Source organism: bacterium (assembly GCA_030018315.1).
GTDB lineage: Bacteria > Hydrothermota > UBA3073 > JACQXS01 > JAGMCI01 > JASEGA01.
Map to the genome: position 1 here is coordinate 1 of JASEGA010000023.1, position 20,288 is coordinate 20,288.

The 20,288-nt window shown below is 37.2% G+C and carries 20 protein-coding genes; 7 read left to right on the forward strand and 13 right to left on the reverse strand.

The window, feature by feature from the left end:
* Window positions 1-178 precede the first annotated feature (178 nt).
* From rpmA to QMD71_07695, 6 genes are all read left to right on the forward strand, one after another.
* Window positions 179-433, forward strand: coding sequence for a 50S ribosomal protein L27 (rpmA, locus tag QMD71_07670; GenBank protein MDI6840706.1), 255 nt, complete (start codon window positions 179-181; stop codon window positions 431-433).
* Window positions 434-509: 76 nt separating this feature from the next.
* Window positions 510-869 carry a hypothetical protein gene (locus QMD71_07675; protein MDI6840707.1) on the forward strand — a complete coding sequence of 120 codons (360 nt, stop codon included), beginning with the start codon at window positions 510-512 and terminating at the stop codon, window positions 867-869.
* 2 nt (window positions 870-871) lie between these two features.
* A complete protein-coding gene (locus tag QMD71_07680) occupies window positions 872-1,552 on the forward strand; it encodes a 4Fe-4S dicluster domain-containing protein (GenBank protein ID MDI6840708.1) in 681 nt (226 codons plus the stop codon).
* A gap of 4 nt (window positions 1,553-1,556) precedes the next feature.
* On the forward strand, window positions 1,557-3,224 hold the full coding sequence (locus tag QMD71_07685) for an FAD-binding protein (protein MDI6840709.1): 1,668 nt from the start codon (window positions 1,557-1,559) through the stop codon (window positions 3,222-3,224).
* A gap of 47 nt (window positions 3,225-3,271) precedes the next feature.
* Window positions 3,272-3,775, forward strand: coding sequence for a hypothetical protein (locus tag QMD71_07690; GenBank protein ID MDI6840710.1), 504 nt, complete (start codon window positions 3,272-3,274; stop codon window positions 3,773-3,775).
* 178 nt (window positions 3,776-3,953) lie between these two features.
* Complete coding sequence (locus tag QMD71_07695; protein ID MDI6840711.1) at window positions 3,954-4,703, forward strand: carotenoid biosynthesis protein; 750 nt, start codon at window positions 3,954-3,956, stop codon at window positions 4,701-4,703.
* Between the two features lie 425 nt (window positions 4,704-5,128).
* Here the strand turns inward: QMD71_07695 and QMD71_07700 are convergent, their stop codons facing one another.
* The 9 genes from QMD71_07700 to QMD71_07740 all read right to left on the reverse strand — a co-directional run bounded on the left by QMD71_07700 (window position 5,129) and on the right by QMD71_07740 (window position 12,724).
* Window positions 5,129-5,443, reverse strand: coding sequence for a site-specific DNA-methyltransferase (locus QMD71_07700; protein ID MDI6840712.1), 315 nt, complete (start codon window positions 5,441-5,443; stop codon window positions 5,129-5,131).
* 271 nt (window positions 5,444-5,714) lie between these two features.
* Window positions 5,715-6,146, reverse strand: a complete 432-nt coding sequence (locus QMD71_07705; protein MDI6840713.1) for a hypothetical protein — start codon at window positions 6,144-6,146, stop codon at window positions 5,715-5,717.
* Between the two features lie 150 nt (window positions 6,147-6,296).
* Complete coding sequence (gene obgE / locus QMD71_07710; GenBank protein MDI6840714.1) at window positions 6,297-7,247, reverse strand: GTPase ObgE; 951 nt, start codon at window positions 7,245-7,247, stop codon at window positions 6,297-6,299.
* A 9-nt stretch (window positions 7,248-7,256) separates the two neighbouring features.
* Window positions 7,257-8,822, reverse strand: a complete 1,566-nt coding sequence (locus QMD71_07715) for a MiaB/RimO family radical SAM methylthiotransferase (protein MDI6840715.1) — start codon at window positions 8,820-8,822, stop codon at window positions 7,257-7,259.
* Between the two features lie 122 nt (window positions 8,823-8,944).
* The gene (locus tag QMD71_07720) at window positions 8,945-9,574 is read right to left on the reverse strand and encodes a site-2 protease family protein (protein ID MDI6840716.1); all 630 of its coding nucleotides are present in this window, start codon (window positions 9,572-9,574) and stop codon (window positions 8,945-8,947) included.
* A complete protein-coding gene (locus QMD71_07725) occupies window positions 9,574-10,146 on the reverse strand; it encodes a hypothetical protein (GenBank protein ID MDI6840717.1) in 573 nt (190 codons plus the stop codon). The genes QMD71_07720 and QMD71_07725 overlap by 1 nt, the downstream gene beginning before the upstream one ends.
* Window positions 10,147-11,142: a 4Fe-4S binding protein gene (locus QMD71_07730; protein ID MDI6840718.1), complete on the reverse strand. Its 996-nt coding sequence runs from the start codon at window positions 11,140-11,142 to the stop codon at window positions 10,147-10,149.
* Window positions 11,143-11,184: 42 nt separating this feature from the next.
* Entirely contained in the window at window positions 11,185-11,331 is a 147-nt protein-coding gene (locus tag QMD71_07735) for a hypothetical protein (protein ID MDI6840719.1), read from the reverse strand.
* 67 nt (window positions 11,332-11,398) lie between these two features.
* Window positions 11,399-12,724 (reverse strand): cyclic 2,3-diphosphoglycerate synthase, encoded by a 1,326-nt coding sequence (locus tag QMD71_07740; protein ID MDI6840720.1) that lies wholly within the window; start codon window positions 12,722-12,724, stop codon window positions 11,399-11,401.
* 586 nt (window positions 12,725-13,310) lie between these two features.
* On the opposite strand from QMD71_07740, the gene QMD71_07745 reads away from it, so the two are divergent.
* A complete protein-coding gene (locus QMD71_07745) occupies window positions 13,311-13,811 on the forward strand; it encodes a GNAT family N-acetyltransferase (protein MDI6840721.1) in 501 nt (166 codons plus the stop codon).
* Window positions 13,812-13,840: 29 nt separating this feature from the next.
* On the opposite strand, the gene QMD71_07750 is transcribed toward QMD71_07745, so the two are convergent.
* The 4 genes from QMD71_07750 to QMD71_07765 all read right to left on the reverse strand — a co-directional run bounded on the left by QMD71_07750 (window position 13,841) and on the right by QMD71_07765 (window position 20,278).
* On the reverse strand, window positions 13,841-14,551 hold the full coding sequence (locus QMD71_07750) for a DUF72 domain-containing protein (protein ID MDI6840722.1): 711 nt from the start codon (window positions 14,549-14,551) through the stop codon (window positions 13,841-13,843).
* A 105-nt stretch (window positions 14,552-14,656) separates the two neighbouring features.
* Window positions 14,657-16,201 carry an L-glutamate gamma-semialdehyde dehydrogenase gene (pruA, locus tag QMD71_07755; protein MDI6840723.1) on the reverse strand — a complete coding sequence of 515 codons (1,545 nt, stop codon included), beginning with the start codon at window positions 16,199-16,201 and terminating at the stop codon, window positions 14,657-14,659.
* A gap of 24 nt (window positions 16,202-16,225) precedes the next feature.
* Complete coding sequence (locus tag QMD71_07760; protein ID MDI6840724.1) at window positions 16,226-20,014, reverse strand: C25 family cysteine peptidase; 3,789 nt, start codon at window positions 20,012-20,014, stop codon at window positions 16,226-16,228.
* A 96-nt stretch (window positions 20,015-20,110) separates the two neighbouring features.
* The gene (locus QMD71_07765) at window positions 20,111-20,278 is read right to left on the reverse strand and encodes a Trm112 family protein (GenBank protein ID MDI6840725.1); all 168 of its coding nucleotides are present in this window, start codon (window positions 20,276-20,278) and stop codon (window positions 20,111-20,113) included.
* Between the last annotated feature and the right edge of the window lie 10 nt (window positions 20,279-20,288).

Sequence of the window (20,288 nt, forward strand, 5' to 3'; positions counted from 1 at the left end):
TTCAGTAAATGGGAAGAAAAAACTTGCAAAGGCAAGAGATATAGAGTATAATATAGAACATGAGGACATTCTTGCTTAACAATAAAGAGGACATTCTACCTTAACAGTAACAGTAGGAAATTAAAAGTTCTTGACAATTGGATTACTAAGTTATAAAATAAAAAATTAGGAGGTTAAAATGGCACATAAAAAAGGATTGGGTTCGTCAAAGAATGGTAGGGATAGTTGTCCAAAATATTTAGGTGTCAAAAGGTATGGTGGTGAATTTGTGCGCCCTGGCACTATTATTGTAAGGCAGCGTGGCACCAGGATACATCCTGGTCTAAATGTAGGCAGGGGTGGTGATGACACCCTTTTTGCCACTACTACAGGGATAGTTGAGTTTAGAACTATCCGTGGTGGCAGGAAGGCAGTTAATGTGATCCCTGCATAGAAGAAAGAGTTAAAAAAGAAAAAAGTACACATTGATACAGTTGAAAGACTAAAAATATAGATATACTGGAGGTATTGTGCCGAGAGTATACGAAAAAATCATATACAAAGGGCAAAAAGGAGAAATAGAAGTAAATACACTTATAAATTCAGGAGCTGACTTAACTATTTTAACTCAAGAAATAGTTGAAAAAATTGACCCAGAATATATTGGTGAATGCGATGTGGAAACAGCAGATGGGAGATGGTCAACCGCAAAACTATATAAAGTAGGAATAAAAATTTACATCCTTAACAGGAAAATTAGAAAAACAATAGGCGAAGCGATACTCTTAACTCGTAAAAGTTATTCAATACTTGGCGTTGAAACTATGGAAAAATTACACATTATACCAGATGTGGAGACAGGAAGGGTAATTTTAAAAAATAATCGGTAGGAATGGGTAAAGTATCTATATTTATAATGGGCAAGCGCTATAATGTGCCAGAGGGCTCAACAATAATAACAGCACTTGAGTATGCAGGCTTTCAGCTCAAGCGAGGCTGTGGCTGTAGGGAAGGTTTTTGTGGTGCCTGTTCTACTGTATACAGGCTACCTGGCGATTATAAACTAAGGACTGGTCTAGCTTGTGGCACAGTAGTAGAGAAGGATATGCAACTTGTCCAAATTCCATTTGTACCGGCAGAGAAGGTAATTTATGATATATCCAAACTTACGCCGAGTGTAGATGTATTTCAAAAATTATATCCAGAGGTGTTCAGGTGCTTATCCTGTAATACTTGCACAAAGGCTTGTCCACAAAATATTGAAGTTATGGACTATATTCAGGCTATTATAAAGGGTGATATTGAGAAGGCGGCTGATATATCATTTGATTGTATTATGTGTGGTCTATGTGCAATGCGTTGCCCGGCTGAGATAGTTCAATACCAAGTTGGCTTACTTGCACGCCGTCTATACGGTAAGTATTTATCACCAAAAGGTGAATTCATAAAGACACGAGTTAAAGAAATTGAAGACCATAAGTATGACAAAGAACTTAGTGAGCTATCATCTATGAGTAAAGATGAAGTTAGCAAACGGTATTATGCGCGGGATTTAGATTTTAAAATCACTTAGAACTATGTATCCAGATTATATGCAGGAGTCGTTGAAGTTAGTTGAGCGCACACGTGCTGATAGGCTTAAGATTGCAAAGTCGGGTGAGAAAGTATTTAAGCCTATGACAGAGAAGGAGCGTGGTGAAGTTTTATCAAAATTTCATCCAGATTATAAAGAAGATGCAAGAAGAGAAGTAAGAGTAGGTCCAAATAAAGGTGATAAAATAACAACTGAGGTAGCTGATTTACTTGAGTCGCATTCAAGGATAGACTCATCATTATTTGACTTAGCAAACCCAGCCTATGAGACAGATGTCTTAATAATAGGTGGTGGTGGTGCCGGCTGTGAGGCAGCATTGTTTGCAAGAAATGAGGGTGCAAATGTTATAATTTCAACCAAACTCAGGCTTGGTGATTCTAACTCAATGATGTCACAGGGTGGTATGCAGGCATCAGTAAATCCACATGATTCACCAATTATCCATTACTTAGATGCTATGGGTGGCGGTCATTTTGATAATAAGCCAGATCTTGTAAGAGCACTTGTAACCGATGCTCCAATGATAGTAACCTGGCTTGAGGAGCTCGGTGTTATGTGGGATAAAGGTGCAGATGGCCACTATGTAACTAAAGCAGGTGGTGGCACCTCCAGGCGTAGGATGCTATCTGCAAGAGATTATACCGGAGCTACTATTATGCGAGTTCTTATGGATGAGGTAAAGAGCTACCCTGATGATATTAAGGTTATGGAATTTGCGCCCTGTGTAGAACTAATTATGGATGATAAGGGACAGGTAGCAGGTGGTGTCCTATACGACCTTGACACAGAAGAATATTCCTTAGTAAAGTCAAAAACAACAATCATAACAACAGGTGGATTTGGCAGATTACACATAAAAGGCTTCCCGACAACCAACCATTATGGGGCGACAGCAGATGGCATTGTCATTGCGTATAGGGCGGGTGCAAAATTACTTTATATGGACTCAGTCCAGTACCATCCGACAGGTGCTGTGTATCCGGAGCAAATTCTTGGTTTCCTAGTAACTGAGGAAGTCCGTGGTCTTGGTGCTCAGCCCGTAAATAAGGTTGGCGAATTGTTTGTATTCCCACTTGAGCCAAGAGATATAGAGGCAGCTGCATTTATAAGGGAATGTCTTGAAAGAGATAAAGGAATTAAGACTCATACTGGTAGAGTAGGAGTGTGGTTAGATTCGCCAATAATTGACATGTTGCATGGTGATGGCACAATCAAGCGCAACTTACCGGCTATGGTGCGTCAATTTAGCAGATTTGGTATTGATATAACCTGTGAGCCAATGCTTATATATCCGACTCTACATTACCAGAATGGTGGCATCGAGATAAACGAGCGCTGTGAAACTAATCTATCTAACCTTTATGTAGCAGGCGAGGCATCTGGTGGGGTTCATGGCAGGAATAGGCTAATGGGTAACTCTGTCCTTGACTACAATGTATTTGGTCGTAGGGCAGGAATAAATGCGGGTCAGCGTTCAAAGCAAGTTAAACTTGGTAAACTAACTCTAAATCATATTAACCGGTATGAGGCTGAGCTAAAAAATGCAGGTATAAAGACCGATAGAATATCCCCAATATTATTACCAGACTATACCCCTAAAGAAGTCAAGGATCGTCAGCTGACAGCCCACTACGAAGGCACACTAAGATAAAAAATAAAAATCCCTATTAGTGTAGAGATATGACAGGTAAATTGTTTATGAATAAAGTTACTAATAGTGAGTATGACCTATTACAGGAGTTCCTTGATATCCTTAATGCCCAAAATGTAAAATTCTGCATAATAGGTGGCTTAGCTGTCAATGCTTATGCTGAGCCTGTTGTTAGTCTAGACCTTGATGTAGTCATTTCTGCTAATCAGCTAGACGTTCTATTAAAGATACTTGGCAAGCGTTTTTCCATTACCAAAAAATCTCATAGTATAAATCTACGCACTAATAAGTCTGACCTCCGCATTCAACTTAAAACTGACCCAAGGTATCAGAAATTTCTCACTCATTCAAAAATTAAAACTGTTCTAGGTTATAAATTACCTGTAGCCTGCATTGAAGATGTTTTACACAGCAAAATATGGGCATACAAGGATATAACTCGAAGGCCAAGTAAGCGCCAAAAAGACTTAGCAGATATTATGCGACTAATCGAAGTAAACCCAAAATTGTTAAAGTTATTACCAAATTCATTAAGAAAACAAGTAAAATAGTTGCTCTTGCCAAAGTTCTATTAAGTATTGTGTCCCTATAGCTCTTACCCAGAGCTTTATCTACTTCTAACTAATTATGAAAAATAGTATAAAAAAACACCGAGAGAGAATTCTTTGGGTAATATTTATTTTTACAGTCGTTGTAGGAGTGGCTCATATAATTGGCAGTTCGAGTGGGATGAGTTTGGCCCCAGGTCTTTCATTAATTGATTTTTTCAAGCTTTTTTTACCAGTAGTATTGTTAATACTCCATGCTGTATGGACACTAACTTATTTTCGTGGTCTTGTTTTTATCTGCCTTGCTTTATTAACAGCGTTGATATTTGAAATGTTTGGTCTAAAATATGGCACTTTATTTGGTGGTCATTTTGTTTATCAGCTTAATAATAAATTAATATTTTTTAATATCCCTCTCTTAGTTCTATTATATTGGGCAGTCTTTATTTACATAAGTTATAATATTGTTTCCTCTTTTCTCTTTTGGGTAGGTAAGTCTAAGCCCAATAAACATATAGGTGGTGCTATCTTGTTACCTTTGTTGATATTCCTTGATGGGTTAGTTGTTGTATCTATTGACTTTTTCATGGAGCCACTACAAGTGAAAACTAGGAACTGGATTTGGTTAGCTGGCGGTCCTTACTATAATATACCACTTGGCAATTTTATTGGTTGGTTTATTGTAGCAACTATATCAACAGGTATATTTAGAGTATTTGAATATTTCTCTCCTCAAGAGCCTACTAAAATTGATAAGTCCATTTTTTTGATCCCAGTAGTTGGCTACGGGATGCTCTGTCTATCACTCCTTTATTTTGCCTTAAAAATTCAATTACATGGTTTAGCGTTAATAGGCTTTTTTACTATGTTTCCAATAACAGTTGTTAACCTGATATTTTTTATAAAAGGAAGTATTGGTGTAAGATTATGAAATATAAGAATTTATAGAGAACTGAGACCATCTTCCCCTACATTTCTGATCTTGCAATTTTTTCAAGGGAATAAAAGATTGTCCTTGCTCTAAAGCAGATATTCTAAGAAATATATTTTCAATTTTAAATTTTACTGTATCAACAACGCTGTGGTCTTGACTTGTAATCCGGAAACCATTACACATACTAAAATGTTTGTTAATATATCTCTCATTTTAACCTCTTACATATTTAAAGCATCGTCTTCTTTCCAATAATTCTACACATAAAGACTATCCCATAATTTTACTACACCTACCTCAATTTACCAGGTAAAATGTTAGTTTGCTCTACTGATAAAAATTGAATCTTGGGAATACCCTTTTTACCGGGATGAAAGTATTCACCCGATGCTTCTTCAATCATTCCTTGTGTCGGTTTTTCTCTAAAAGTTATTAAAATGCCAAAAATCAGCACCTTGACAAAGCTTCTTTGCTGAATAAACATCTTTTGGCTCACCATCTATTTCAAAATTAAATTTTATACCTTCTTTCTTTTCAATTTTCTTAAACCTTTTAAAAATTACATCAATAGCAAGATAAGTTATATCTATCCCTATCCATCTCCTATTTAATCTTTCTGCGACTACAACTGCAGTGCCACAACCACAAAAGGGGTCTAAAACTAAACCTCCCTCATCACTACTCGCTTTTATTATCCTTTCCAAAAGCTTCTCAGGCTTCTGAGTTGGATAGCCCATATATTCTTCCGAATTGCCCTTTTAGAGGAGGAATATATATCCAATCTTCAGGAAATTTTCCACCTTCTTTAAGTTTTACCGGTTCCCCTTAGGGTTGTTTTATTCTATCTGGATAAAATTGCCAAATCTTACTTTTACTATACTACAAGATAACTTCGTGAACCCTGTAAAGTTGTCTTTGTTTTGGAGCACTCGGTCTCGAATAACACCAAATTATTTCATTAAAATGTCTAAGTTGTCACCAAAATATAATTTATTCTTCCAGTTCATATCAAGATTCTCTAATTTCCAGCATTTTATTTATTCTTTCTTCACATTCAGAGTAGATAAAGTCACCTTCAGGAAAAGGTTTATTCATTTCTTTTCTATCTTTAAACTCGTCTAAATCAAGCACTCTGTTAATGAACAAACTAATTCTAGCAGGATAGGAAAAGACAGATCTATTTTTTAGAACTTGTGGAGTTCCTTGATAAACACCAAATAGTTTCCTGCCCTTAAATTTATGTAATAAATCTGAACTCGGCCTATTTTCAACACAGATTTCAATATTGTCCAATTTACTCAAAAATTCTTCTGGAATTGTCTTTAATGATGCTTTTACAAGTTCTTCAAATTTTTCTACTGTGAAGAAAATAGGTGACGGACTACCATTTTTATCACTTATTTCTTGAATCTTCCTTACTTTTTTACCCCAGTACCTCATATCTTCTTTTCCATTTTTCTTCTACTATATTCTAAATTTCTGCGAAATCAACTACTTTCTTGACAGCAAATTTAACGAATAATAAATTAGATTCTTTGCTTTACTCAGAATGACAGGGATGGGTAGTATATACAGATTACAAATTACAGATTACAATAAGCCTTTTAGTCTTGATATCAGTGTCTCAATTCCGTCTCCTTTTAATGCAGAGATGTAGATTGCATCTTTTATTGCTATTTTTGTTTTCATAAGGTCTATTTTATTCACTCCCACAATATAGGGCTTCTTTAGTATAATTGGATTGTATTCCCTAATTTCGTCTTTTAAACTCTTATACTGAGCTACTGGGTTTTGTGTTATATCAAGTATGTAAATTATGACTCTTGTTCGTTCTATATGGCGCAAGAAATCGAGTCCCAGTCCTTTTCCTTTGTGTGCGTCTTCTATTATACCTGGAATATCAGCGAATGTAATTTTTTTGTCATCTATGTAAGTAACACCTAAGTTAGGTTTCAGTGTAGTAAATGGGTATTCAGCAATCTTCGGCTTAGCATTTGAGACTTTAGATAGCAGTGTAGATTTACCCGCATTTGGGTAGCCAACGAGACCGACATCTGCAATTAGCTTGAGTTCAAGTAATAATGTCTTGGCTTCACCTTGTTCACCGAGCTCCCTTTCACGTGGTGCTTGGTTAGTTGCTGTTTTAAATCTTGTGTTTCCTCTACCACCTTTACCCCCTTTAGCAGCTATGAATCGTTCACCTGTATAAGTTAAGTCTGCAAGTAGGGACGGGGTAACCCCACCCCTACAATTGTATACAACTGTTCCTGGTGGCACTCTAATTACTTTATCTATCCCATTTTTGCCGTGCATATTTTTACCTTTACCCTGCTGTCCATTTTCTGCTTTGATATGAGGTGTAAAATAGAGGTGGTATAAGGTGTTAAGATTACGGTCTACTTCCAATACTACATTACCTCCGTCACCTCCGTCACCTCCATCTGGGCCACCTTTTGGGATGTATTTTTCGCGTCTAAAACTTATACAGCCGTCGCCTCCCTTACCGGCTTTAACTATTACTTTGACGCGGTCAAGAAACATTTCATTGAGTTAGACTGTGCTCATATATCCACTTACTAATTCTCCGTATGTTTTGGGGCCGACAATTTTTTTAATCCTTAAATTAACAAATCTTTTGGTAAGATTTAAATTAGATTTAAATAGGACTTTTATGTAATTCTGTGTCACTCCAAGTAAATACTGAGATTCTTCCCCTTCGCTGAATTTATGAGATTGCTTCGCTGGCGCTCGCAATGACAGAGGAATGTGGTCAGAATGAAAAGAAGAAGTCATAGTGGTATTTGGGTCAGAAGACCCAAACCTACCCTCAGTATGCCTGTAAGCAAATGGATGAGATGTGGGTTTAGAATACCATGCTTCAATTGTCTTTGATTCAATATGTGCTTCAAGAGTCTTACCTATGAACTGTTCTCTGAATGCTTCCCACTTCTTGTCACCGAGTTCTCTAATAATTCTACTTCTCTCTTTTTTTGTCTTTTCAGGCACTTCATTCTTAAAGTTTGCTGCTTTAGTGCCCGGTCTTTTTGAATATCTAAATACATGAAGCCTTGAAATAGGTGACCGCTGAATTAAATCGTAAGTGTTTGCAAATTCAGTCTCTCCTTCACCTGGGAAGCCGACAATGACATCTGCACCTATAGCAACTGATGGTATCTTTTCTTTAATTTTGTAAATTAGGTCCTCATATTCTTCAGCAGTATACCAGCGGTTCATTAATTTAAGAATTGAGTTATCACCACTTTGTAGTGGTAAATGGATGTATTTATAAAATTTGGAAGTAGGGGTTTGATTAATCAAACCCCCACTTCCAATGTAGTCTAAAAACTCGTCTGAAATCCCAAGTGGCTCAATTGAGCCAATCCCAAGCCAATGGACACCATGGATTTGGCTGATTGATTTAATTATACCCAGAAGGTTATCACATTTACTAAGGTTTGTGCCTGTGAGTACAAATTCTTCGTATCCGTTAGCAATAAGAGCGTTGACTTCAGCGATTATCTCTTCAATAGGTCTTGACTTAGGTGCTCCTCTTGCGTAAGGAACTATGCAATAACTGCAAAACTGGTCACATCCTTCCTGCACTTTCACGAATGCTTTGGTGTGGTCTGCAAATTTCTTAATTGATTGTAGTATAGGGACTTTGAGAAAATCAGTAACTATTTTTTTGTAATCTGGTTCTATAAGATTAACTCCTTTTATTGATTTTATTTCATCCTGATACACCTTTGCATAACAGCCAGTAACAATAATAAAAGGTTTATTTGAGTTCATAGAGTTCATTGAGTTATTGGGTGGCTTTGAGTTTTTGCCTCGTTGACTGTATGTTCTTATGATATTTCTAGCTTCCCTTGCTGCGTGAGCTGTGACAGCACAAGTGTTAATTACGCAGACGTCAACATCCTCTGCCTGACGAGTGTGATGAGATTCTTCCCCTTCGCGGAGTCTGTCCTGAACTGCATATTGAGATTCTTCACTTTGTTCAGAATGACAAGGATGTGGTATTACTTTAAAGCCTGCTATTTCAAATTCTTCACGTAGCCACTCAGTCTTATATTGGTTTAGCCTGCAGCCAAAAGTTATAAAACTGACTTTCATAGAAAAATGTAAACGAATTACACGAATGATAGCGAATTATTCGAATTATTCGTTGCCATTCGGCTTGTCCACTTTTACCTGTCATTTATTACATTCGTTTTAGGATAACTTAAGTAATTGCGTTAAATAGATATTGGTATTCCTGTAAGGAGGTGGAAGAAGAATTTCATAATAGGTATAAGAATATAGTCAAAAAGTCCCATCCATAGCAGTAAGAATATAATAAAGAAGCCAAATCTTTCTAATCTTAAATATTTTTCCTGTGCCTCGTATGATAGGAAGCCCTGTAAAATACGTGACCCATCCAGTGGTGGTACAGGGACAAGGTTAAAGAAAGCGAGCAATAAATTTATAGCTATTCCATAGGTAACAAATTCTGCAGTAACGCTATAACCCTTCAATATTCCAATTCTAAATATAAGAGCAAGTATAATTGCAATCCCTATATTACTCATTGGACCGGCAGCTCCAACCCACATCAAGTCGCGTTTTGGATTCCTAAAGTAGTAAGGATTAATTGGGACCGGCTTTGCCCATCCAATAATTATACCTGTTCTCATAAGGATTAAAATGATTGGCAGTATTATTGTACCAAATAGGTCTATATGTGAGATAGGGTTAAGTGTAAGTCTACCATAATCTCTTGCAGTCGTATCACCTTTTTTGAGTGCTGTATATCCGTGTGCTATTTCGTGTATAATGATAGAAAACAATAGGATTAAGAGTTGAACTATAATTATCAAAGCCTTCATTAAAAGAACTCGCGTCTAAAATTAAATTTTAAAAATGGTCCCCATAGTTTGATAGTCATAATGCTATAGTCTGTATCTGTAAGAAAGCCATCTTTAGTCTTAAGTTTACTAACATTAGCAAACTTGTATCCTAATAGTAAGTCTAATGATACATCACGTACTACAATGAAATTAAGTCCAATTTTAACTGGCATCCCATTTCCCCACCCACTTGCCCTAAAGCCATTATTTTCACTATATTGAGTAAAATAGCGCTCATAGCCGGCTCCTGAGTTGAAAGATAGAAGTGCCGGCAATATCCATAACTTATAACTTAAACTTACCCCAATAGGGATAACCGTAAGGCTACGTGAGCCATCTGCTGTCTTTGCTTTAAAGTAATCAATTCCAGCATCCATATAAAATGGGTTCATAGTAATTCTGGCATCTGTTCCAATAATAACACTTGGACTTATTGCACTAACTCTATTTCGTACTAACCATAAGTTAAGTTGTTCAATGCTTGGTGCGTAGTATCCGTATCCAAATCCAATTGAGTAATTAAAATTTATAAGAAAAATAATAATATTCATTTATACCACCTCAGCGTATCCGAGTGAGAATGCCATTGTAATAGCCTTAGGCTTGCATACTTTATAGCAAAGGCTGCATCCTATACACTTATCTAATGTAACCCGATATTGTTCACCAGGTTTTCCACTAATTGCTTTTGTAGGGCATACCGGCTCACATTCAGCGCACCCCGTGCACTTAGTTCCAATTATAGCTTTAGGTCTAGACTTTAGTTTATCTAAAATTGTGTTTGTAGGGCATTTGTAAACACATATACCACAGTTTTGACACATCTCAAAGTTTATCTTAGCACATCCATTGTCAACTTTTATTGCGCTATAAGGACAGTAACGCTCACATAATCCGCATCCGATACATCCAGTCTTACATACAGTTTTTGTAGCTTTAGCAGAATCGGGTGAACTACACGCAACATAAATTTTTTGTGCTTTTGGTATAAGTTCTATTATATTTTTAGGGCATACTTTAACACAATTTCCGCATCCAGTGCATTTTTTATCGTCTATCACTGGCAATCCATTTTCGCCCATTTTAATAGCATCAAATGTGCATACTTCAACACAATCTCCAAATCCTAAGCATCCATATCTACAAGACTTAGGTCCCTCAGCTAAAATATTGGCTTGAGTGCATCCTTTAATCCCTATGTAATTAAACCTTTCATAAGTGTTAAGCTTATCACCGCAGCACCTTAAAATTGCTACTTTAGGCTCAGTAATTTTTGCCTCTACTCCCAGTATTTCTGCTAACTTTTCAGCTGTTTCTCTACCACCTACCACACACAATCCAACATCTGTTTCACCTTTTTCTAAAAACTTTGCATACCCTTCGCATCCTCCGGGGAAGCCACAAGCTCCGCAATTAGAGCCCGGTAAAGCTGACAGTAATCGTTTATGGCGTTCAGATACGTGGACGGCAAGTTTACTGTAGGCAATTGCAATAATTGTTGAAAGTACTGCACCTAATCCGCCAAGTGTAATTAATGCCCTCAACATAAATCGTTAATCGTGCATCTATTTAACTAATGCCTATCACTGTTATTTCTCTTTCTCCTCTTCTTCTTTTTCAAAAGCCATTGATACTAATACTCCAAATATACGAGTAAGTCCCATAGCTATAAAGCCGACTCCCGCTCCTATAAAAAGACCGGCATCTGTCCTACCAAAAAGCATACCTATTCCCATACCAAGGAGTAGACACCCTACAAAGATTATTCCCCCATGCTCCTACTCTCTATGTTTACGCTTCATTTTAGCCTCCTAACTTATTTACCCATTTAGTCAATATTTCTTTAAGACCAGGTTTACTAACTTCTTTTAATTCATAAGTAACTCTAATAGTAGGCTTTTTAATAGTTATAATCTTTCGTAAATCAACAGGTGTCGCAATTATAACTATGTCACATAGTGTTCTATTTATTGTATTTTCAAGCTCCCTTATTTGCTCTTTGCTATACCCAATAGCTGGCAGTATTTTGTCTATATTTTGGTATTTCTTATAAGTTTCAGATATAGAGCCGACTGCATAGGGTCTTGGGTCTATTATTTCTTTAGCGCCAAATTTCTTCGCCGCTATAAAGCCAGCTCCATACTGCATCCCTCCATGAGTGAGAGTAGGTCCATCTTCAATTACAAGTGCACTCTTGTTCTTTATAAGAGTAGGCTTATCTGCAAATATAGGTGATTCTGCTTTGACCACAGTAGCCTCTGGATTTACATCCTTCACAGTATTTTCTAATTTCTTCACCTCCAATGGATTTGCAGTATCAACTTTGTTTATCACAACTACTGACGCCATACGTAAGCAGGTCTCACCCGGGTGATAAAGTAGTTCATGTCCTTGCCTTAATGGGTCAACTACCACAATAAATATGTCCGGCTTATAAAATGGGAAGTCATTGTTTCCGCCATCCCATAAAATCACATCAGCTTCTTTTTCGGCGAGTCGTAAAATTTGCTCGTAATCAACACCTGCATAAAGGACTGTTCCTCGTGTAATGTGTGGCTCGTACTCTTCTGCCTCTTCTATAGTACATCCGGCATCTGCAATCTCTTTTACAGTCTCAAATCTCTGTACTATCTGCTGTTCAATATTTCCGTATGGCATTGGATGACGAATGACTACAACTTTTTTACCAATCTCTTTTAAAATCTCAGCCACTCTCCTTGTAGTTTGCGACTTTCCACTTCCTGTGCGCACAGCGCCGATTGCGACAACTGGCTTATTTGAGTTTAGCATCGTAGACTTGGGTCCAAGTAACATATAATCTGCACCACAAGATAGTGCAATTGATGCGCGGTGCATAACATATTCGTGAGAGACGTCAGAATAAGAGAATACAACAATGTCTATTTTGTATTTTTTAATTAGATTTTTAAGCTCAGCTTCTGGATATATTGGTATTCCTTGTGGATATAATTTGCCGGATAGTTTAGCTGGATATTTCCTATTTTCAATATCTGGTATTTGTGTAGCGGTAAAAGCGACTACCTCATAGTTCTGGTTATCTCTGAAGCAGACATTAAAGTTGTGAAAGTCCCTTCCTGCAGCTCCCATAATTACGACTCTTTTCCTCATCTGCTTAAATTCAGTATACCTGATTTTCCATCTGTGTAATCTTGTTTTACAATCTGTGCAATCATTATTTCATCTTTGAGTAAATACTATACTTAATATTTACGAGTTTGTCAAGAAAAGAAAGAACACTGAGTGACACGGATAGGAACACTGATGAACACGGATAGACATAGAGTGTAGATTTCAGAGATGAGGGTTCAACCGAAGGTAAATGAATTACGAACGATGGCGAATTACTCGAAGAGGTACCCACCTCAAGTGAAGTGGGTAAGCGTAGGGTTAAGAAAAATATGGCATCCGTCCCCTTGTCATGAAGCCTGGCGTAACAGTCTATTTTATGCCCAATCAGGACGACCAGATGGTGGTACAAATAAATAAAAACAGTTGACTTCTCTGGAATTTAGAGCTAAAATTAAAATGAAGAAATAAAATATTGTGGTTGATGGAAAAAAGCAAGAGTCAAGGAGAGGCACAGAATCATAAATATGGGCTCTGTCCCCTCTACGTGCCTGTCCCTGACATTATGGGGTGGTTACAACGATACAATGTCAGTTGTGAATGGGTGAGTAAATAATTATAGAGGTGAATGATGGCTTTTTCTATAAGACTAGCAAAAGATGAAGATGTAGCTTCAATCGTTACTCTCTACGCAGAAGCGACAAAACTCATGCACCAAATTAGTCCGGATGGGTTTGGCGATGCACTGGGATATCCAATAAACATAACAAATGAAACGGAATCATTTACGAGAGCGTTAAATAACAAAGAGACAGTTATATTTGTTGCCGAGCAAGGTGGAAAAGTAATAGGTTTTGTCATGGGAGTAATTGAAAATCACCCTGATGATTTATTGAACGCACCATATCTGACAGTCCAGTATATTTGTGTAGATAAAGAGTTTCGTCGTAGTGGTATTGGTAAAACACTGATGCAGGAAATAGAAAACTGGGCAGGTAATAAAGGACTTTCTACTCTTGAGTTGATAGTTTGGACCAATAACGTACCTGCAAAGACTTTATTCCAGGGTTTAGGATATTTACCGTTAGAACTCCGTATGGCAAAGAAACTAACAGATAAAGCAAAATAAGGTACTCCTGATTTTTACTATTCCTAATTTTATGCATTTTGGACTACTAATTTTGTAAATCTATTTGCGTCGTCGTAGGCATAAAAATTGTTAAATAGGATGTATACTTGTCTTTTTTCGTCCTTTATTTTCTTGTAAAGAATATTTAGCTCTTTATCACTAAATTTATAATCGTACATCCTTGGGCCGAGTCCATGTAGTCTATAATAGATAATATCTTTCGCATAAAAGCAGTCTTGCCTAAATGGGTCAACACATTGATTAATCTCGAGCTCCTTAAACAATGGGTTAACAATTTCTTCAGTCCATTGGTCACGCCACCTTACCTCAAGCACTAAAATAAAATCTTTTCTATCAATATTCTTGAAAAATATCTCCAATCTTTTCAAATTCTCTGCCTCTGGTGTAAAGCTCTTTGGGCATTGGAATAATATAACCTTTGTCCTGAGTGCCTTTGCAATCTTACTTTGTGTCTCAAAAACAGGGATAGATTCTTTACCAAATCTTTTTAAGTGTGTGATATCTTTAAATATTTTTAAGCTAAACTCAAATTCCTTCGTTACTGCATCTACTTCTTCTCTCCATTTAGTCACAGTAGCTAACTTAGGCACCTTGTAAAATGTATAATTCACTTCTACTACATTGAAGTGTTTTGCATAAGCTTGTAGCTTAGTTTTAACTCCCTTCTCTTTTGCTTTAACTGGCGCAAACCCCCATCCACAGTTACCAACCTTAATCATTATTGAGATTCTTCGCTTCGCTCAGAATGACAGAAATGGGGGAGATGCTTCACTTCCCCTTCACTACGTTCAGGGCTTCGGTTCAGAATGGCATGTGTCATTTTCTCATAACTTTTCAGCCATCACTTTTGCTTGAGTAAATAATAGAAGGTAGTCTCTGCCACCTGCTTTTGAGTCTGTTCCTGACATATTGAATCCACCAAATGGGTGCACTCCTACGAGTGCGCCTGTACATTTGCGGTTAAAGTATAGATTACCACAATGAAATACTTGTTTAGCGAGTTCTATATGCTGTCTATTTTTAGTATAAACTGCACCTGTCAGTCCATATATAGTAGAGTTAGCAATTTCTATTGCATTATTAAAGTCTTTTGCCTTAATCACTGCAAGTACAGGTCCAAAGATTTCTTCTTGTGCAATCCTCGCATCTGGTGGCACATCTGCTATTATAGTAGGTTCAATGAAATAGCCAACTCCTGGAATAGATTTGCCACCACAAACAAGTTTACCCTCTTTTTTGCCAATCTCTATATACTCAAGTATTGATTTATATGCTCGTTCATTTATGACTGGTCCCATATAGGTATCGGGCTCTACCGGGTTACCGACCTTTATCTTTTTAGCTTTCTCAATAAGTATAGGTAATAAATTATCATATATTGACTCAAGTACTATTGCTCTGGAGCACGCTGAGCATTTCTGTCCCTGGTACCCGAAAGCTGACGCAATGATACCTGTAGCTGCATCCTCAAGGTTAGCATCTTCATCTACAATTATGGCATCCTTTCCACCCATTTCTGCTATGACACGCTTAATCCAGATTTGTTTAGGTTGTGTCTTGGCTGCAAGTTCATTAATATGTAAGCCAACTTCTTTTGACCCAGTAAATGCAATAAATCTAGTATGTGGGTGAGCTACAATTGTATCTCCAATTACACTTCCTTTGCCTGTCACAAAATTAACAACTCCCGGAGGTAGACCAACCTCTTCCATAACTTCCATAAACTTAGATGCTGTAACTGGTGAATCACTAGATGGTTTAAGCACAACTGTATTACCTGTAACGAGTGCAGCCGAAGTCATCCCTGTAAGAATTGACATAGGAAAATTCCACGGTGGAATGACAGCACCGACTCCAAGTGGTATATACTTGAGTTCATTGGCTTCACCCGGCATAGGAGTCAACTCTTGTGGTCCTCCATATCTCAATGCTTCTCTGGCATAAAACTCTAAAAAGTCAATTGCCTCAGCTATATCGCCGTCAGCTTCTGCCCAACTTTTACCGACTTCGTAAACAAGCCATGCCGATAGTTTGAACTTATTCTTTCTCATAGTACTCGCAGCTTTAAATAAATACCCTGCCCTCTCCTCAGCTGAGCTTAGACTCCATTTTTTGAATGTCTCATAAGCTACTTCAATTACCTGTTCTACTTGCTTCTGTGACGGCTGTTGCAGTATTCCAACTACTCCTTTATCTGCAGGATTATAAGATTTAAATTTATTTTCTGTCTTTATCTTTTTTCCACCTATTATAAGGTCGTATTCTCTACCAAGTTCTTGCTTAACTTCATACAATGCTTTTTCCATCTTTTGCCGATTCTCAAGAACTCCAAAGTCCACAAATGGCTCATTTTTAAATTCGGTTACCATGTTCACCTCCTATCTACATTTTATCTATCTTAATACCATAAGTTTAGAAATTTTTGCCGTTTCCTCTCTTGTGAATATCTCTGATACGGCTTCAATCTTGTAAATATAAATTCCATTCCCAACCCTATTCCCAATCTCATCTCTTGTATCCCAGTAGATTTTACTTGGACCTGCCATTATGTCTTGAGCTGGTATTGTCTTTATAAGTCTTCCTGTGACAGTGTAAATTTTAACATTCACCCTTGCTGGTTTTGATAAAAAGAATGTAAACCATGTGTGTTCTCCCTTGACCGGGTTTGGATAATTCATAACTCTTGTAAGTGATAGCTGAGCTGCTGATACCACGTTTACAATAACACACTCTACATTTCGGTTACCAAGATTATCTGACGCCTGTATATATAGCGTATCCTTTACATCCCATTTTCCAAGCACAACTGGGTAAGAGAAGCTACCACGAGTATAACTCCCAATATCATATTTGAAGTAATCTGCAAGTGGTATATCTTTATCCTTAAATCTAAGTCTAAGCGCTAAATGAAGAGGCTCTATTTTATTAAATATATTAATTCCAGATAAGTCATCCAATACTCCTGAAAGCGTGAACTCACTCGGCACTAAGTCTCCAGTTCTAAGTGGCTTGCCATTTGCAAAAAGTTCAATTCTCGGTCCAACTGTATCATCTGGATTTGGTTCTCCTTCAGTGACCACAACTGTCTCTATGCCTGCACTCCCACATTGTGCATCATTTCCACCGGATCCTGCGGACCATGCAAATACGCTAATTTTACCCCTGTTACCAGTCATAGGCGAATCTATATCAACTGGAATAAAAAATTCTTGTCTCCATCTCCCATTTTCTACTTTAGTAAGTCCCTCAAATAAGATATCTTGAGTCAATTGGCTGCTATCACTAGTCATTCTACCTCTCATTTTATAAGTAGCTATGTTCCCATACACAGTGTATTCTGAACTCATTGCAGTGATGTATGCAAAATTAGCCCCCGGCGCATGACCTGATACTTTAAGTATCTTCCCACCTTTAAGTGTATCTGGGCAAGAGTCAATTGTAACATCAATTGCCCTATCTATAAGCCTTGTTGTCGGGTCTGCAAATAAGTTATGATTTGGAGGCAGACTGACAGGAATGCTTGTCCCATATATTGCTTCACCGACAGTACTTGCATTTTGTGTTAAAACTCTTTGTATAATTGCAACATCCAAACCTGGTGGTCCACCTTCTGCACGTGTTGAAGCCTCAGTAGCAATAGAGCCTTTATCCTTTATTTTTTGCATGAAATCAGCCATCCCATCTTCATATTGACGGTCAAAGCAACCTACTCCACATGACCAAAAATAAGAGATTGGCAGCTTTGTTCCATTATTAAGTGGATAAATATCTTGTGGATTTAGAAATAACTGTTCGTGGCAAAGTTGCATCAAGTTCCCATGTCCAGCAAAGAATGTCATAAATACACCATTTGTAATGTATCTAATTAAATCGCCAGTTGCCTTCCGTTTCAGCCCGCCTATAAGTGGATAATTCGTTAAGTAAACTTTAAATATGTCAACCCCTTTTGGTATTTCATTTGCAAGTCCTTCTTCATGAATTATAAACCCAGCGTCAGGCTGCTCTGGCCATGCCCCATCATCTGCAATCAGCAATATTCTATTTTGCCATACACCTGTATTTTTTTCATATTTTATAAGCTTTTCTATCGCATCACGTGCCTCATCTTTTGATTTTACAGTTATTCTACCAATTGCAAACTTCCCATCCACATACAAAAAGTCGGAACAATCATTTCCGGATGGTGGGTATCCATATTCTCCGACACAATAGCCAGTCTCAAATGGGGGGATACGATTCTTTTCTAATGTACCCTTATAATCATAAGTGCCAGCACCCAAAAGTAGGCAATAGCCAGGTTGACCTTGATTCTCATATGCAAATTTAAGAAAGTTTCTTATCGCATAAGGTGAGTTCATAAGTCCCCATGAGAAATTGTTGTAGATATCAAATATAGAAAAGACTTTTGTCTGACATCCTTGTCCTTCTCTATATCTTTTAAGTTTATTTGCATAATCAAAGAAATCTGGGTGTGTAATTATTATAAAGTCTATATTCGCTACTTCATTCCGCAAATTATACGGGCTTTCTACTTTAAGGCGTGGCGTTTTAAACTCATTGCTTGCATAATAAACACCTTCAAGACATTGAAATTTAACAATACCATTTTCAAATACTGCACCGTACACAAATTTTGGCTCAATAGGATTAGTGATATTAAAGATTACAGGTAGCTTGTGAAAATTCTGCACCCTAAACTCTAAATTAGCCCCTTTTCCTTTAAATTTTAAGCTTTCATTGTATGCTTTGTATTTCCTTTTATAAATGACTTCAAACCAATTAAAGAATATAATATCATTCTTTTGCGACGCCCCTTTATACATCTCAAGTGTAAAAGTGTTTACCCCATCAAGCCCTGTAGCGTGCTCTTCGTAGATTTTAGGTGGGTCTTGGTCGCCACCAGTCCAACTTGTTTCAAAGAAGCTCACTCCATTCAAATATAACCTTATATTATGAAGCAAGTTAATATCGGCACCAGTCTTGTCACTATACCAGCCATAAACTGCAACCCTAACTGTGCACGAATCTACTTTCTGTCCATGCGCATTAAATATATAATCTCTCTTAAAGCTACTATTTTCTTTAGCTCTTTCAAGCTTTTCCCATACGAATTGAAGCCCACTTTTCGACGGGCATAACAAGTCTTCTTCTACATGTAGGGTATCAATAAAATATTCTGGTATTTCTGGATTTGGATTTATAATGCTACCAGAAATGCTGTCTCTTCTTCCTGTTGTTCCACCATAAGTAAGCCAGTAGACATTAGTATTAGTATAAGGGTTATAAAATAGCTTATCTCTGACATTCTTGTCCCATCCGCTAAGTGATGTACCGTAGAATAAGATAGAAGTGTCAGGTAAAACATAAATTGGCACTTCTCTTAGTGTATCTAAAGAGTCAGTACACATTTTACTACCGCCATTATATAATTTTATTGTGTAAGGCTCAATTGTATTAAGAGAAATGCCTACACCTTTAAGCTGTTCTTTAGTAATTTTATATATACCTTCGTCTTGAAGTTCAACCTTGTACCATGGTCCTAGCCGGTATTTAAAATGCTTTACTTCCATTTTTTTACGCCAGTTTTTAGCTTGCTCATAATTGATAAGTTCATTTTTGAACACATTTTCAAAGATTTTGTCCCGTTGCGGTACTCCGGTGCCTCCATAAAAATTGACTTTTATTCTTATCTTTTTATAAAATAACAAAACTTTACGTTTCGGATTATATCTTAATGGATTTATTCTAATTGTCAGTACTTCCTGCTCTCTACAAAACTTTCGTTCTTTTATGGCAACAAGTTCATAAGGCCAAAATCCGTCCCTATTGTATATTTCCTTATCTTCTTCACCCTCTGTAAACCCTTTTGTAGGTGGTATGTATACATCTGTCAATTCTATAGATATAGCTTCAATAACATTGACATCAAATTTAGCACCCACCGGTATTCCCATTGCAACATATTTGATAGGAAGGTTAGGTTTACCAACCTCTTGTTGAGGATAAGTGTTTGGAATGTAAGGGAACGGTTTAAGTAATAGTTTGGGGGGAGTATATACAAATTCTACTTCATTTCGCGTAGAGCTAATTACCTCAATATCATTATGGGATTGCTTCGCTGTCGCTTGGAATGACAGGATAGGGTCATTATGTGCTAATATTATTAAAAAAAGTAGCCACATATAAACAAAAATACCTAAAAGTCCAACCAGCCTGACGGCAGGCAGGAATACCTAAATACCTAAAAATAGGATACTAACGGCTACCTAGGCATTTGCTCATTCCAGTTTTTCTGCCTCATCTATCAGCATTATTGGGATATCATCTTTTATAGGATAGGCAAGCTTGCAGGCACGGCATATGAGTTTATCGTTCTTCTTGTCGTATTCAAGGTCTCCTTTGCACTTAGGACAAGCAAGTATCTCAAGTAGTTTTTCGTCAAGCATATCATTCACC